This window comes from Tardiphaga robiniae, assembly GCF_001618955.1.
GTDB lineage: Bacteria > Pseudomonadota > Alphaproteobacteria > Rhizobiales > Xanthobacteraceae > Tardiphaga > Tardiphaga robiniae_A.
In genome coordinates this window covers 74,294-89,638 of record NZ_LVYV01000011.1, presented here as the reverse complement: position 1 = coordinate 89,638, position 15,345 = coordinate 74,294, and the positions used below count along the sequence as shown (strand labels likewise).

At 61.7% G+C, this 15,345-nt stretch carries 11 protein-coding genes; 4 read left to right on the top strand and 7 right to left on the bottom strand.

Annotation, left to right across the window (positions count from 1 at the left end):
- The first annotated feature begins 642 nt into the window (after positions 1–642).
- From A4A58_RS13210 to A4A58_RS13200, 3 genes are all read left to right on the top strand, one after another.
- Positions 643–1,101, top strand: a complete 459-nt coding sequence (locus A4A58_RS13210; protein WP_068732698.1) for a PaaI family thioesterase — start codon at positions 643–645, stop codon at positions 1,099–1,101.
- 220 nt (positions 1,102–1,321) lie between these two features.
- Entirely contained in the window at positions 1,322–1,735 is a 414-nt protein-coding gene (locus tag A4A58_RS13205; RefSeq protein WP_068732696.1) for a response regulator, read from the top strand.
- A gap of 125 nt (positions 1,736–1,860) precedes the next feature.
- Positions 1,861–3,438, top strand: coding sequence for an ATP-binding protein (locus A4A58_RS13200; RefSeq protein ID WP_244499761.1), 1,578 nt, complete (start codon positions 1,861–1,863; stop codon positions 3,436–3,438).
- A gap of 3 nt (positions 3,439–3,441) precedes the next feature.
- On the opposite strand, the gene A4A58_RS13195 is transcribed toward A4A58_RS13200, so the two are convergent.
- The 7 genes from A4A58_RS13195 to A4A58_RS13165 form a co-directional block, all read right to left on the bottom strand.
- Positions 3,442–6,084 carry an EAL domain-containing protein gene (locus A4A58_RS13195; protein WP_068732729.1) on the bottom strand — a complete coding sequence of 881 codons (2,643 nt, stop codon included), beginning with the start codon at positions 6,082–6,084 and terminating at the stop codon, positions 3,442–3,444.
- Between the two features lie 190 nt (positions 6,085–6,274).
- On the bottom strand, positions 6,275–8,908 hold the full coding sequence (locus tag A4A58_RS13190) for an EAL domain-containing protein (RefSeq protein WP_068732692.1): 2,634 nt from the start codon (positions 8,906–8,908) through the stop codon (positions 6,275–6,277).
- A gap of 269 nt (positions 8,909–9,177) precedes the next feature.
- On the bottom strand, positions 9,178–9,963 hold the full coding sequence (locus tag A4A58_RS13185) for an ABC transporter ATP-binding protein (protein ID WP_068732690.1): 786 nt from the start codon (positions 9,961–9,963) through the stop codon (positions 9,178–9,180).
- Complete coding sequence (locus tag A4A58_RS13180) at positions 9,960–10,733, bottom strand: ABC transporter permease (RefSeq protein ID WP_068732688.1); 774 nt, start codon at positions 10,731–10,733, stop codon at positions 9,960–9,962. The genes A4A58_RS13185 and A4A58_RS13180 overlap by 4 nt, the downstream gene beginning before the upstream one ends.
- 63 nt (positions 10,734–10,796) lie before the next feature.
- Positions 10,797–11,741, bottom strand: a complete 945-nt coding sequence (locus A4A58_RS13175; protein WP_068732687.1) for an ABC transporter substrate-binding protein — start codon at positions 11,739–11,741, stop codon at positions 10,797–10,799.
- 105 nt (positions 11,742–11,846) lie between these two features.
- Positions 11,847–12,596 carry a histidine utilization repressor gene (gene hutC, locus A4A58_RS13170; protein ID WP_244499760.1) on the bottom strand — a complete coding sequence of 250 codons (750 nt, stop codon included), beginning with the start codon at positions 12,594–12,596 and terminating at the stop codon, positions 11,847–11,849.
- A 14-nt stretch (positions 12,597–12,610) separates the two neighbouring features.
- Entirely contained in the window at positions 12,611–13,990 is a 1,380-nt protein-coding gene (locus tag A4A58_RS13165) for a formimidoylglutamate deiminase (RefSeq protein WP_068732727.1), read from the bottom strand.
- A 119-nt stretch (positions 13,991–14,109) separates the two neighbouring features.
- Here A4A58_RS13165 and hutI point away from each other — a divergent pair, with 119 nt between their 5' ends.
- A complete protein-coding gene (gene hutI / locus A4A58_RS13160; protein ID WP_068732725.1) occupies positions 14,110–15,336 on the top strand; it encodes an imidazolonepropionase in 1,227 nt (408 codons plus the stop codon).
- Positions 15,337–15,345: the final 9 nt, after the last annotated feature.

Sequence of the window (15,345 nt, the reverse complement as noted above, 5' to 3'; positions counted from 1 at the left end):
CGAACGCGTTTTGACCTGGTCGTCCGTCGCGTGATCTGCAGGTTTTTGCCACCCGAAGGCAAACCGTGCCGCCTGTCCCAGTGGTATCCTGACCACAGACGATCCGGCCTGCCCGAAGACAGCCGTCCCCCACATCTCCCGTGACGCCGCATCTCCGGCGTCCACCGCATCCTGCCCCGCGAACGTGACGATCGCGATCGCCCCTCTCGGTGGGGCAGGACAGAGGGGAATATAAACCTTATGAAGATGTTGTCAACAGGAGATAGGAAAAAATGTTTAGGCACTATCTTGCCGCCCCACACTGTCATTCCGGGGCGCGGCCGGCACTTGCCGGACGCGAACCTCAGCCACTCCACTTGGAGTGGCGGGGAATCCCGGCATGGGAGTCTCCGACAGCGCAAAACACTCGGGGATTCCGGGTTCGCGCTCTGCCGGCTTCGCCGGCGACGCGCGCCCCGGAATGACAGTAGAAACGGGACACTCCGGCATTCCCGCTCAGTCCGCCCCGCAATGACAAGCGACGAGCCATGCAGATCGCGAGGCGGCCCCTCGCCGCGACGTCCTATCCACCCGTCCCGCGCTTTTGTATGACCTAGCCCTCACTCCCTCCAGCCCACCGATACCTCGGAAGAAGGAAAATCCATGACTGATGCGGCGACTGACGCGGCCAATGCTGAACTCGAAGCCGCCGGCTGGAGCATCATGGACGATGACGGATTCATCCATTTCGTCGGCCCGATGTGGCACCGGGTCGTCGCTGGCATCAATGAATTCGCCATTCTCGGCCAGGACAAGCACCGCAACCGCCGCGGCGTGGTTCAGGGCGGGGCAGTGATGACGCTGGCCGACCGGAGCTGCGGCATGGCGGCGCGCGAGGCCGCGGGGGTCGAGGCGCTCGCCACGGTCCAGATGGATACTTATTTCGTCGATGCCGCGCGGATCGGCGACCTGATGATCTCGCGGCCGAAGGTCGTGCGTGCCACCAAGAGCCTGATCTTCATGAGCACCGAGGTCAGTGTGAACGATCACGTGGTCGCCACGGCGCATGGTGTGTTCAAGACGGTCCGCGACCGCACCGATGCCGGGCGCAAGAACGACTGACCTGACGGCCGCCGCGGATTTTCCGTCATCTTCACGGATTTTTTTGCGCGCCGCGGAACGAAAGTGCGAGCAGCTCGCTTAGCAAAGACATGCGAACCAAAACAGTTTTTACGCGACCTATATTCGTATTCGATTGATCACGTTTAGACTGACAGATGCTTTCGACCCGAACCATCCCGGCCCTGTGGCCCATGGAACCGGCGATCAAGGTTCAAATCCCATGGCCCAAGACGCTGCCGCAAATGACACCACCCTCCCCGCCACCGTCCTTGTCGTCGAGGACGACGTGCTGCTGCGCATGTTTGCAGTCGAAATGATCGAGGAAGCCGGTTTCCGGGTGATCGAGGCGCCGGATGCTGACGCTGCGATCCGCGTGCTCGAAGCCCGCAACGATATCCGCATCATCTTTACCGATATCGACATGCCCGGCTCGATGAACGGGCTCAAGCTCGCCCATGCGGTCGCCAATCGCTGGCCGCCAATTCGCATCATCGCAACATCAGGCCATTTCAGGATAGGCGAACGCGACCTGCCGGATGGCGGCCGCTTCATTCCCAAACCCTATCGGCAGCACCAGATCATCGGCGCCCTCACCGAATTCGCCAATCCCCGCAGCGCATTCGGCGGCAGATAAGCCCCGTTCGCAATTGCGCTCACGCTTGACGCCTCCACACCGCCCGGTCACCCTCGGTTGCTAGATACCAGTTATCGGCGGGGCAGGCGATGTGGGCATCACTCCAGAACTTTCTCGATAGTTCCATGTTTGCGCCGCACGGCATTTGTCTGTTGTGGGATCCCGGCCTGATCTGGCTTCACGTCGCCTCGGACGCACTGATCGCGGCAGCCTATTTCTCGATCCCCGTCGTACTCACAATCTTCGTCTGGAAGCGCCGCGATGTGGAGTTCGGCTGGATCTTCTGGGCCTTCGCGCTCTTCATCATGGCCTGCGGCCTGACCCATGTGATGTCGATCTATACGCTGTGGGTTCCAGCCTATGGCGCCGAAGGAATCCTCAAGGCAATCACCGCCATCGCCTCGGTCGTCACCGCAGCGATTCTCTGGCCACTGCTACCGAGGCTACTGGCGATCCCCTCGCCTGCGCAATTGCGCGAAACCGAACTGGCGCTGATCGAGGAAGGCCGGCACCGGCGCGAGGCCGAGGACATGCTGCGCCATACGCAGAAGATGGAAGCGATCGGTCACCTCACCGGCGGCGTCGCCCATGACTTCAACAATCTCCTGACCATCATTATCGGCAATCTCGAAATCGCCGAGCACAGCATCTCGACCTGGACGGAATCGTCGCGCGATCGCCTCAGGCGCGTCATTGCCAGCGCGGCCGGCGGCGCGCAGCGCGCCGTGGTGCTGACGCAGCGCCTGCTCGCCTTCGCACGCAAGCAGCCGCTCGACCCGAAGACCATCAATGTCAACGGATTGCTCCACGGTATGTCGGACTTCTTCCAGCGCACATTGAGCGAAAATATCGATCTCGAAATCGTCGGCAGCGCCGGGCTGTGGCAGGTCGAGGTCGATCCGAGCCAGATGGAAGCCGCCATCCTCAATCTCGTGGTCAATGCACGCGACGCCATGGCCGGCCAAGACCATCTGAAGATCGGCAAGCTGACGCTCGAAACCAGCAACGCCTTCATCGATGAGATCTACGCCCTGCAGCATTCCGATGTCGTCATCGGGCAGTATGTCCAGATCTCGGTGACGGATACCGGACCGGGCATGCCCAAGGACGTGCAGGAGCGCGCCTTCGACCCGTTCTTCACCACCAAGGAGCCCGGACAGGGCACCGGTCTCGGCCTGAGCCAGGTCTACGGCTTCGTCAAGCAATCCGGCGGCCATGTGAAGATCTATAGCGAGGTCGGCGAAGGCACGACCATCAAGGTCTATCTGCCGCGCAGCAGACAGCATACGGAGCAAGCAAGCGAGATCGAGACGCGCATCGTCGGCAGCAAGGGCAACGAGACTGTGATGATCGTGGAGGACGATCCGGATGTGCGGTCCTACCTGGTCGAGACGCTGGAAGGTCTCAACTATCAGGTCCGCGAGGCCGGCAATGCCGACGCAGCGCTGGTCGATTTTTCCGCTGACCCCGAACCGTTCGACCTGCTGCTGACCGATATCGTGATGCCCGGCATGAACGGGCGACTGCTGGCCGACGAGATGCAAAAGCGGCAGCCGAAGCTGAAAGTGCTGTTCATGACCGGCTATTCGCGCAACGCCATCGTGCATCAGGGCCGGCTCGATCCCGGCGTCTCCTTGCTGCAGAAGCCGATTACACAAGCGGCCCTCGGCAACAAGGTGCGCGAGATGCTCGACAAGAGATAGCGACTACGGGATCCGTCTGACGGACGGGACGACGCCCAGCGTCCGCTCCGGATGCGCCTGACGCCGCATCTCGCTCAGGGCAATGGCGGCACGCGACGTTTCGTGATTCGCGAACCAGAGTTCGAAGTCGGGCACCGGCAGCGCAGGCGAATAGACGAAGCCCTGGATGACATCGCAGCCGAGTTCGATGAGGATCCGGCGCTGCCCTTCGGTCTCGACGCCCTCGGCCACCACGATCATGTCGAGACTCTGGCCGACGCGTATGATGGCGCGCGTAATCGCCAGCGCGCTCGCCTCGCTTTCAAGGCCACGCATGAAGCTGCGATCGATCTTCAACTCGCGGATCGGCAGATGCGCGAGACGGCTGAGGCTGGAATAGCCGGTACCGAAATCATCCATCGACAGCTGCACGCCGGATTTGCGAATTTTCTCCATGGTCTCGACGGCGGTCGAATGCTCGCTCATCACCACGCCTTCGGTGACCTCCAGCATCAGCATGTCCGGCGACAGACCGTTTTCGGCGATAACTTCGCCGACCAGCGTGGCGAGATCGCCGTTCTGGAAATTGATCGGCGACAGATTCACCGAGACGCCGGGCACGTCGATGCCGTTGCGGCGCCAGGCCGCGACCTGCCGGCATGCTTCGCGCAGCGACCAGGTGCCGATCAGCTCGATCAGACCGTATTCTTCCGCAAGCGGGATGAATTTCGACGGCGGCACTTCGCCGAGCACCGGATCGGACCAGCGGGCCAGCGCCTCGACACCGTAAAGGCGACCGTCAGCGCGCACCTGCGGCTGATAGTGAAGCCGCAGTGCATCCTGCACGATGGCATTGCGCAGCGCCGTACTGAAGGCGAGTCGCTCCTCGCTGACGCGGTTCATCTCTGCACTGAAGAAGCGATAGGTCGAGCGGCCGGCCTGCTTGGCCTGATACATCGCCGCATCGGCATGTTTGAGCAGACCGTCGATATCACCGGCATTGTCGGGATAGATGCTGACGCCGATACTGGCCGATACCGGCACCAGCTTGGCGCCAAGCTGCATCGGCGGCAGCAGTGTCTCGAGCAGGCGGCTGGCGATCAAGGCGGCGCCTTCAACATCGCAATTCGGCAGCACAATGACGAATTCGTCGCCGCCCTGCCGGCTCAGCGTGTCGGCCGGCCGGATTTGCCTGCACAGTCGTTGCGTGACCTTGACCAGCAACTCGTCGCCAATGGAATGACCGAGCGTGTCGTTGACGTCCTTGAAGTGATCGATATCGAGGAACATCACGGCAATGCGGTCCCGCGGCTTGCTCTTGTCGATCAGCCCGGTCAGGATCTGGCGCAGTTGCGCGCGGTTCGGCAGGCCGGTCAGCGCATCGAAATAGGCCAGACGCGCGATTTCGCTGCGGGCCTCGTGCCGTTCAATGGCCAGTGCGCACAGATGCACACAGGCATCGACGATGGTCTGGTGCCAGCGCGTCGGGCCGCGCACTTCACGGAAATAGAAAGCAAAAGCGCCGATGACGCGGCCGTCCCGCGCCTTGATCGGCGTCGACCAGCAAGCGCGCAGGCCGGCTTCCAGCGGCAGGCTGCTATAGAGCTGCCACCGCGGATCGGTGGCGATATCGGTGGCCAGCACCGCGTGGCCGAGAAAGGCCGCCGCGCCGCAGGACCCGACGTCGGGACCGGTGGCAATACCGTCAACAACAGGCGCGAAGGCGGCCGGGAGGCTGGGACCACCGAGTGGATGGAGCCGACCTTCCGCGTCCACATGCAGCACCGACGAGACGATATCAGGCGCGATGGCTTCGACGCGGTGGCAGAGATCACCGATCACATCCACGACCGGCATGTCGTTGGCCAGATTTTCCAGCACATGATGCTGCAGCGAATGGATCTGCTTGCTCTCGGTGATGTCGTCGAGCACCGCGACGAGATGCTCGACCTCGCCGGCTTGGTTGCGGCCTGCGTTGACCGTGCTTGAGATCCAGATCTCGTGACCGTCCTTGTCATAGACAAGGATATCCTCTTGCCCGTGTCCTTCGGCATCGATCTGCGCGTGAAACCGCTCCAGCGTTTCGTTGTCGGTATACTCTCCGGTCAGCAAATCCCGCGGGTGTTTGCCCATCGCTTCCGCAAGCGTGTATCCGAACAGCTCTGTAAAAGCGTTGTTGACATAGACGATAGTCATGTCGCGTTTGGAGACCATCACGACACGGTCGGTCTTTTCGGCAACCAGTGCCATCAGCGCATTTTGCTCGCGGTCACGGACATCGTCCGTCACGTCGCGGATGAAGTTGATGTAGAGCGTCTTGCCGGCATAATCGACGCGTGAGATCGAGAACGCGCCCCAGGCCTCGCTCCCGTCCTTGCGGCTGATCCTGAACTCGCGGCGCCCCTTGACCGCGGTCCGGGGGTCCATGGCAGACTTTGCCGCAATCACTCCATCGAGATGTTCGCGCACGTCGAGCGGAACGAGGACGCTGACCTGCCGACCGACGACTTCGTCGCGGCAATATCCCCACATCCGCTCGGCCGCGGCATTGAAGTGTCGGATCTGGTTGTCGATACCCGTGATCACGACAGCATCGACCGCCTGTTCGAACGCCGAGAACAGTGCCTTCGCAGCTTCACTGGGATGGCCAACGGGACTTGTAGGCATGAAACGACCTTCGATCACGGGAGCCGCGTGAGCACGACGACAACTGTCTTCGTTACAGCGGCAATGTCATTCGCAGGTACGAGTGTATTCGAACTCCAGTAGCTAAGAAGTTCGTTCGATCTCATCTCGAGGGGCCGGAATACCGGATGTCGTTAACAACACGTTAACGACGGTCGTCGACTTCTCAGGATTACATGGCCGCGAGCGCACCCGGCCATATGTCCTCTTGCGAAGCTTCGGCTCGGCGCTCGTCGACCAGCACCGCCCAGCGTTCGGCATCGCGGGCCACCAGCCAGGCTTCGAGATCGAATGCGGACAGTGCAGGCGAATACAGGAACCCTTGAATGACGTCACAGCCCAGCCCGGCGAGAATCCTGCGCTGTTCTTCGGTCTCGACGCCTTCGGCCACGACCGTCATATTGAGGCTCTGCCCGACGCACACGATGGCAGTGGCGATCGCCAGAGCACAGACCTCGGTCTCGATACCGCGCATGAAGCTGCGATCGATCTTCAGCTCGCGCACCGGCAAATGCGCCAGGCGGCTCAAGCTCGAATAACCGGTGCCGAAATCATCCATCGACAATCCGATGCCGGCCGCGCGGATCTGCATCATGATCTCGATCGCGGTCGTGTGTTCGCTCATCACCGCGCCCTCGGTGACTTCGAGCATCAGCCTGTTCGGCGCCAGCCCGTTTTCCGCGATGATGTCGGAAATCAATGCCGGCAATCCCGGATTCAGAAAATTGATCGGCGACAGGTTGACGGAGACGCAAGGCACATCGAGCCCTGCCTTTTGCCACGCCGCAATCTGCCTGCACGCCTCGCGCAGCGACCAGACACCGATCTGCTCGATGAGGCCGCATTCCTCCGCAAGTGGAATGAACTTCGCCGGTGACACATCGCCCAATACGGGATCATGCCAGCGCGCCAATGCCTCGACACCGTACAGATCCCCGCTGCTCGCGCGAATCTGCGGCTGGTAGTGCAACCGCAGACCGCCTTGTGCAAGCGCGTGGCGCAAAGCGGCGCTGAGACGAAGCCGCTTCTCATTCACGCGGTCCATGTCGTTGCTGAAAAACCGATGCGTGGAGCGGCCGGCTTGCTTGGCCTTGTACATTGCCGCATCGGCATATTTCAGCAGACTATCGAGATCGCGGGCATTGTCCGGAAACATGCTGATGCCGGCGCTGGCAGAAATCGGCACCTGATTGCCGCCGAGCTGCAGCGGAACCGACAGCGCCTCGGTGAGACGGCTGGCGATGCGGGAGGCATCTGCCGCGATACAGTTCGGCATCAGGATGATGAATTCATCGCCTCCCTGGCGACTCAGGATATCGCCCGGTCGGATGTGCTGATGAAGCCGCTGCGTGACGGCGACCAGCAAGTCATCGCCGACAGCATGCCCCAGCGTATCGTTGACGTCCTTGAAGTGATCCAGGTCAAGAAATATCAGCGCCATCTGCGCATCTGCGGAGCATTCCGCGACGGCGCGCTCCATCAACTGGCGCATATGAGTCCGGTTCGGCAGACCGGTGAGCGCATCGAAATAGGCAAGCCGCGAGATTTCGTTGCGCGCTTCCTCACGCTCGATGGCGACTGCGGCGAGATGAACACAGGCATCGACGATGCCGTGATGCAAGCGGCTGGGTCTGCGACATTCCCTGAAATAGAATGCGAACGTGCCGATGACACGCCCATCCTTGGTCTTGATCGGCATCGACCAGCAGGCCTTCAGACCGGCAGCCAGCGGCGCGCTGTTATACGGCAGCCATAGAGGATCGTTTTCGATATCGGTGACCAGAACAGGCTCGCCGTGAAAGGCCGCGGTCCCGCAGGAGCCTACATCCGGTCCGATGGCAACGCCGTCCAGCGCCTGCGCATAACCTGCCGGAAGGCTTGGTCCTCCCAAAGGATGCAGCAGTCCCACGGAATCGACATGTAGCACCGAACAGACGACATCGGGCGCGATCTGCTCCACCTTCCGGCAAAGATTGTCCATCACGTCGAGCAGCGGCTGCTCATCGGCCAGCGCTTCGAGAATGTGATGCTGCAGCGACTGAAGCTGCTTGCCCTCGGTGATATCGGTCATCAATGCGACGAGGTGCTGGAGTTTTCCATCCGTGTCGTGAATCGCATTCAAGGCAACCGAGACCCAGACCTCGTTGCCCGTCTTGTCGTAAAGGAGAATTTCGTCTTCAGCAGAACCTTCCGTTCTGATCTGCCGGTCCAGATATGCGAGCGTCGCCTGGCTGGTATATGCGCCGACGAGGAATTCCTCCGGGATCAGTCCCGTCGCCTCATCCAGCGAGTAGCCGAACATGCCGGTGAAGGCGCCGTTGACATAGCTGATCCGTGCATCGCGACCCGCAATGTAGATAGCGCGTTTCGTCTTGTCGACCACGAGAGCCAGCGGGACAATTTCGTTTCTGCGCTTCACCTCCTGCGTCACATCGCGGACGAAGCCCATATAGGTGATCTCGCCATTCACCTCGACCCGCGACATCGACAACGATCCCCAGATCTCGCTGCCGTCCTTGCGTTCGATTTTCACCTCGCGGCTGTGACCGGCAATGCGATTGACGCCGGTCGCGCGGTTTGCGGCGATATATCCGTCATGCTGCGACCTGATGGCCATCGGCACCAGAAAGCTGATATTTTGCCCGAGCACTTCACCGCGCTCATAGCCCCACAACCGTTCGGCGGCGGCATTGAAATGGATCACGGTATTCTTGCTATCGATCATCACGACAGCATCGATGGCCTGCTCCAGCCCGGCGAGGAGCGTCCTGGCAGCATCACTCTGGTCGACATGCACCAACGTCATAAACGCAACTCGCAATTACTTTGCTCAAACCATCGGACCGTCGTTGAAATGACCCGATCACCGGCTTTCAGCCGAGGTGGTGCAATCGTATGTGCGAGACGTCGCCAAACTGTTTTGCGCGGCGCCCGAGTTTCCGACGGCCGCGAACGTACTTAAGGTTCGGATAAAACCACGCAGCCACAGCAAGACACGCAAGCACCGACGCAACCTTCGATAGATCGCCCGTCGCTCAAGCGGTATCCTGACGCCGCTGACGCGGCCTGAGAATCCTAGTGGGCCTCAGCCGCGAGCACGGCCTCGACACGGATTTCTTCCGTGAGCCGTGCCTTGAGGTCGGAAAAAGCCGGGCTGGTCTTGATGGTGTAGTGCCGCGGATGCGGTAGATCGACCGGGATATCGGCCTTGATGCGACCGGGACGCGCCGACATCACCACGGTGCGCGACGCGAGGAACACCGCTTCCTCGATATCGTGGGTGACGAAGATCACCGTCTTGCGCTCGCGCTCCCAGATGCCGAGCAGCAATTCCTGCATCAAGGCGCGGGTCTGGTTGTCGAGCGCGCCGAACGGCTCGTCGAGCAGCAGAATCTTCGGATCATTGGCGAGCGCTCGCGCAATCGCGGTGCGCTGCTGCATGCCGCCCGAGAGTTGCTTCGGGAAATGATTGGCGAAACTGGTGAGGCCGACTTTCTCCAGCCACTGCCGCGCGATGTCGTTGCGCTCACGTTGGGACACACCGCGCTCGCGCAGACCGAAGGAGATGTTCTCGGAGACAGTCAGCCAGGGAAACAGCGTGTAGGACTGGAACACCATGCCGCGATCCGCGCCCGGACCGGTGATGGCCTTGCCGTCGAGCAGAATGCGGCCGGTGGTCGGCGTATCCAGCCCGGCGACCATGCGCAGCAGCGTGGACTTGCCGCAACCACTTGGTCCGAGGATCGTGACGAAGTCATTGTCCGCGACGGACAGATTGGTCGGCTCCAGCGCACGCGTCGGCGTGCCGCCGCGGACGGCCGGAAAGATCCGCGAGACGTTGTCGATGACGAGCTTGCTCAAATGATGCTCCACGGAAACAAGCGCCGGTTCGCAGCCTTGAACGCGTAGTCCGAAATCAAACCGATGATGCCGATGACGATGATGCCGAAAATGATCTGGCCAGTGGCCAGCAGCGCCTGACTGTCGATGATCATGTGACCGATGCCCGAGGACGAGCCGATCAGTTCGGCGACGATGACATAGGTCCAGGCCCAGCCGAGCACGAGACGAAGAATTTCCGCAATCTCCGGCGCGGCGGATGGGATCAACACGCGCTTCAGCACGCCGGCGTCGCGCGCGCCGAGCGTGAGCGACGCCTCGACGAGATCGCGGCGCACGCTGCCGACACTGACAGCGACCATCAGAATGAGCTGGAACACCGAACCGATGAAAATCACCAGCAGCTTCTGCAATTCGCCGATGCCCGCCCACAGGATCAGCAGCGGAATGAAGGCCGAGGCCGGCAGATAGCGCGCAAAGGACACGAAGGGTTCGAGGAAGGCTTCGATCGGCTTGTAGGCGCCCATCAGGATGCCGATCGGCACCGCGAACAGCGCAGCCAGCACGAAGCCGCCAATTACGCGCCAGATGGTCATGCCGATGTCGTGCAGGAAGCCCTGCTTGGTCAGCAGCAGCCAGCCATCATCCAGCATGGTCAGCGGATTGGCGAGAAAGGTCTTGGAGACGAAGCCGCCAAAGGTCGCATAGGACCACGCAGCCACGAACAGCACGAAGAACGATATGCCGAGCACGACGCGCGCGGTGGATGAAATCGGAGCGAGCGGTTTCATGTCGGATTGATGCCTGCACGGAAAAGCGGGGCAACGACCACCGTCGTTGCCCCGCGCAAGAGATTACTGAATGAAGCGCGGATCGGCGAGTTTCGACAGATCCGGGATTTCCTTGATCACGCCGATTTCGAGCAGCAGCTCGGCAGCTTCCTTCGAGAACGCCTGGTGCTCGCCGGCGAAGAACTTCTTGTTCGCTTCCTGATCCTGCCAGCGCAGATATTGCGCGGAGGCGCCGAACTTCTCGCCGGTCTGCTTCACGTCGGCGCCCATGATCTCATAGGACTTGTCTTTCTCGGCGCCGATCATCGCAACGGCCTCGAAATAGCTCTTGGCCAGCGCCTTCACGGCACCTTCGTTATCGGCGATGAATTTCGGCGTACAGCCGAAGGTGTCCATGATCATCGGATAGTCGAGCGTGGTGGCGATGATCTTGCCGGCTTCCGGCTTCTCGCGCACGGCCGACAGATACGGCTCATAGGTCATGGCCGCATCGTTCTGGCCGGCGATGAAGGCCTGCGCTGCCGGACCCGGCTCCATGTTGACGACGGAGACGTCCTTCACCGAGAGGCCGTTCTTCTTCAGGAACCAGGCGAGCGTGAAATAGGGCGCAGTGCCCGGAGCCGATGCGGCAACGGTCTTGCCCTTCAAATCCTTGATGGATGCGATGCCGGCGCGCACGGCCATGCCGTCGGCGCCATAGGACTTGTCGAGCTGGAACAGCTGCGTGGTGGCGACGCCGTTGGCATTCCACGCCACCCAGGTCTCGACCGTGGTGGCGGCGCATTGCACGTCGCCCGATGCGATAGCGAGATGGCGGCTCGCCTGCGGGACCTTCTTGATGGTGACGTCGAGACCGTTCTTGGCGAAGATGCCGGCTTCCTTCGCCAGCGTCAGCGGCGCAAAACCCGTCCAGCCGGAAATGGCGATAGTGACCTTGGTCTGCGCCGCAGCCGGGGTCGCAACGAGAGCCGCGAGCATGGCGGCGACGGAAACTCCAATCAACTTCATAACGCACTCTCCTCAGCCAGATTTAGAATGATACTGCATGGCAACATGGCGAATTGCCAGAGTCAATTTGCGCGGCTATGCCGCGGCAGATGATTCATATCGTCCTCATGATCGCAGCCCCGTCGGCGTGAAGCGTGCGGTGAGCTGATACAGATCGTTTGGATAGGTGACGCGCACCGATGTGATGATCTTGTTCTTGCGCCAGGTGCGGCGCTCGACCACGAGGCAGGCGGCCGGCTTTTTCAGCGTCAATGCTTTCAGCGCCACATCATCTGCCAGAGACGCGGTGATCCGGTGCTCAGCCTCATTCCACGGTACGTGACCGAGCAGCCAGGTACCGGGCGGCACGCGCGTGAAATCAATTTCAGACGCGGGCGGCACCACGTCGAGATTGATCAGGCGCTCTTCCAGTGCGAACGGCCGCCCCTTGGCGATGTGCCGACAGCTCAACACCAATACGTCGCAGCTCTTGTCGATGCCGAGACGATCGAGATCATCCTTGGTGGCCTTGCGGCGCTTTCGCGACAGCAGCTCATAAGCATAAGCCTCGCCGCGCTTGGCGATCTCGGCCTGGATATCCGGGATATGCAGCACGGCCGACTGCACAAGCGGCTTCGCCACAAAGCTGCCGACGCGACGCTTGCGCTCGATGACACCGGCGGCAGCGAGACCTGACAGCACCTTGTTCACGGTCATCCGCGAGCAATTATAGCTCTCGACCAGCTCATGTTCGAACGGGATGCGATAGCCGGGCGGCCAGCGGCCGGACAGAATCTTCTCTTCGAGATCGGCGCGGATGCGCTGATACAGCGCCTGCGGCGCGGCGTGCGCTTTTCCATTTGCTAGTTTTGACACGCGCGCTGCCGCCATCAGAGTGTCGCCAGCCGCTGCACGACGCGCCGATAGCGTTCGGTGATGGATGCGCGCTTGACGTGGCGACCGCTGTTGACGACCTGCTTGCCGCCGACAAAGACGTCGGAGATCGCCGACTTGCCGGCAACAAAGGTCAGGGCATCGAGCCAGCGGTCGCCGGTGACGGCGCAGAGATCGGGATGCGCGGTGTCCAGCACAACGATATCAGCACGCTTGCCGACCGCAAGTGCACCGATGTTGCGGCCTGACGCCTGCGCGCCGCCGACGAGCGCATGTTCATACAGCGCACGGCCGGTGGATTCACCTTCATGGCGCGCCACAGCGTTGCGAACGCGATAGGCGAGACGCTGGCTGTATTCGAGCTGCTTGAGTTCGCTGGGCGCCGTGATCTCGATATTGGAATCGCTGCCGACGCCGAAGACGCCGCCGGCATCGATGAAGCGCGGGCCTTCGAAGATGCCGTCACCGAGGCTCGCTTCGGTAAGCGGGCACAGACCGATGACGGCACCTGCTTTCGCCACACCTATGGTTTCTTCATCGGTCATATGGGTCGCATGGATCAGCACCCAGCGCCTGTCGACCGGCATGCGATCGAGCAGCCACGCCACAGGGCGCTGCCCGGACCATGCGATGCAGTCCTCGACCTCCTTGGTCTGCTCGGCGACGTGAATGTGGATCGGTCCATCCGGCACCGCCTTGAGGACGTCATTCAACGTCTCCGGCGTGATCGCACGCAGCGAATGGGGCGCGATGCCGATGGCGGCGTCATCGACCGACTTGATCGCTTCACGCGACTTCTCCAGTAGCGCCAGAAAGCGCGCGGGATCATTGACGAAACGGCGCTGGCCGTGGATCGACGCGGCGGCGCCGAAGCCGCTGAAATTGTAGAAGGACGGCAGCAACGTCAGGCCGATACCGGTCTCGCCGGCAGCCGCGGCGATACGCGCCGCCATTTCGGCGACATTCGTATAGGGCGCGCCGTTTTCATCGTGGTGCAGATAGTGGAATTCGGCAACTGAGGTAAAGCCAGCTTCCAGCATCTCGACATAGGCGAAAGCCGCGATGGCCTCGACGTCATCCGGCGTGAGCGTATCGATGAAGCGATACATCAACTGCCGCCAGGTCCAGAAACTGTCCTGCGCGGCGCCGCGGATTTCGGTGAGGCCGGCCATGCCGCGCTGGAACGCATGGCTGTGCAGATTGGGCAATCCAGGCAGAGCCACGCCGCTGATGATTTCCGCGTCAGCGCTGCTCGAATCCGCGGCAACGGCCGTGATAACGCCATTCTCGATCGTGACAATGACATCGCGTGCCCAGCCTAACGGCAGCAGCGCGTGCGCGAAGAACAGCCTTTTTGCAGCACTTTGCGTGCGCATCGTGATTGCCTGTTGCATTCAAAAGACGCTCGACAATAAGCGAGGCCGCTGATTATGTATAGACATAGGACGTCCCGAATTTGCGGCAGTCTGCCGAGTTCCTGGAAGTGACCTTCGCCATGAGTTTCGATACCATCTGGACCAATGCACGCCTTGCCACGATGGCGCCCGGCCAGCCTGGGCTCGGCATCGTGGAGAATGGCTGCATCGCAGCAAAGGATGGCCGGATCGCTTTTGTCGGGGCGGCGACCGACTTGCCCGTAGGCGCCGACGCTGCAACGCGCATCGATTGCGATGGCCGCTGGATCACGCCGGGGCTGGTCGATTGCCACACCCATCTGATCTATGGCGGCAACCGCGCCACGGAATTCGCGATGCGGCTCGAGGGCGCGAGCTATGAGGACATTTCGCGCGCTGGCGGCGGCATTGCCTCGAGCATGAAGGCCACGCGTGCGGCTAGCGAAGCGCAGCTCGTCGCCAGCGGATTGAAGCGGCTCGATCATCTACTCGCCGAAGGCGTCACGACCATCGAGATCAAGTCGGGCTACGGCCTCGACAGGGATACTGAAATCCGTTGCCTCACAGCGGCGCGCCAGCTCGGCCGTGCGCGCGACGTCTCCGTCGTGACATCGTTTCTCGGCGCGCATGCGATGCCGCCGGAAGCAAATGGCGATAAGGACGCCTATATCGACACGGTCATCGCCGAAATGCTGCCGGCGATTGCCGAACTGAAACTCGCCGACGCCGTCGACGCGTTCTGCGAGGGCATCGCATTTTCGCCGGAGCAAACGGCGCGGGTGTTCGACGCCGCCAAGAAACTCGGCCTGCCGGTCAAGCTGCATGCGGACCAGCTGTCCAACCTGCATGGCGCGAAGCTCGCCGCCGAGCATAACGCGCTGTCTGCGGATCATCTCGAACATACGGACGAAGACGGCGTCGTCGCGCTGACCAAGGCCGGCACCGTGGCCGTGGTGCTGCCCGGCGCCTATTACACCCTGCGCGAAACCCAGGCTCCGCCGATCGCTTTGTTCCGCAAGCATGGCACCCATCTGGCGCTGGCCACCGACAGCAATCCCGGCACCTCGCCGCTGACCTCGCTGCTGCTCACCATGAATATGGGCGCGACACTGTTCCGCATGACCGTTGATGAATGCCTGCTCGGCGTCACGCGTGAAGGCGCACGGGCGCTCGGCAAGCTCAAGGATGTCGGCACAATGGAAGCCGGCAAAGCCTGCGATCTCGTCATCTGGGACATCGAACACCCCGCCGAGCTGGTTTACCGCGTCGGCTTCAATCCGCTTCACGCCCGCGTCTGGCACGGCCGGACCTCCGCGACATCCAACTAAGGACACCAT

Coding starts and splice junctions, on each gene's coding strand:
- A4A58_RS13210 (WP_068732698.1), top strand. CDS start 643: ATGACTGATGCGGCGACTGACGCGGCCAATGCTGAACTCGAAGCCGCC.
- A4A58_RS13205 (WP_068732696.1), top strand. CDS start 1,322: ATGGCCCAAGACGCTGCCGCAAATGACACCACCCTCCCCGCCACCGTC.
- A4A58_RS13200 (WP_244499761.1), top strand. CDS start 1,861: ATGTTTGCGCCGCACGGCATTTGTCTGTTGTGGGATCCCGGCCTGATC.
- A4A58_RS13195 (WP_068732729.1), bottom strand. CDS start 6,084: ATGCCTACAAGTCCCGTTGGCCATCCCAGTGAAGCTGCGAAGGCACTG.
- A4A58_RS13190 (WP_068732692.1), bottom strand. CDS start 8,908: ATGACGTTGGTGCATGTCGACCAGAGTGATGCTGCCAGGACGCTCCTC.
- A4A58_RS13180 (WP_068732688.1), bottom strand. CDS start 10,733: ATGAAACCGCTCGCTCCGATTTCATCCACCGCGCGCGTCGTGCTCGGC.
- A4A58_RS13175 (WP_068732687.1), bottom strand. CDS start 11,741: ATGAAGTTGATTGGAGTTTCCGTCGCCGCCATGCTCGCGGCTCTCGTT.
- A4A58_RS13165 (WP_068732727.1), bottom strand. CDS start 13,990: ATGCGCACGCAAAGTGCTGCAAAAAGGCTGTTCTTCGCGCACGCGCTG.
- hutI (WP_068732725.1), top strand. CDS start 14,110: ATGAGTTTCGATACCATCTGGACCAATGCACGCCTTGCCACGATGGCG.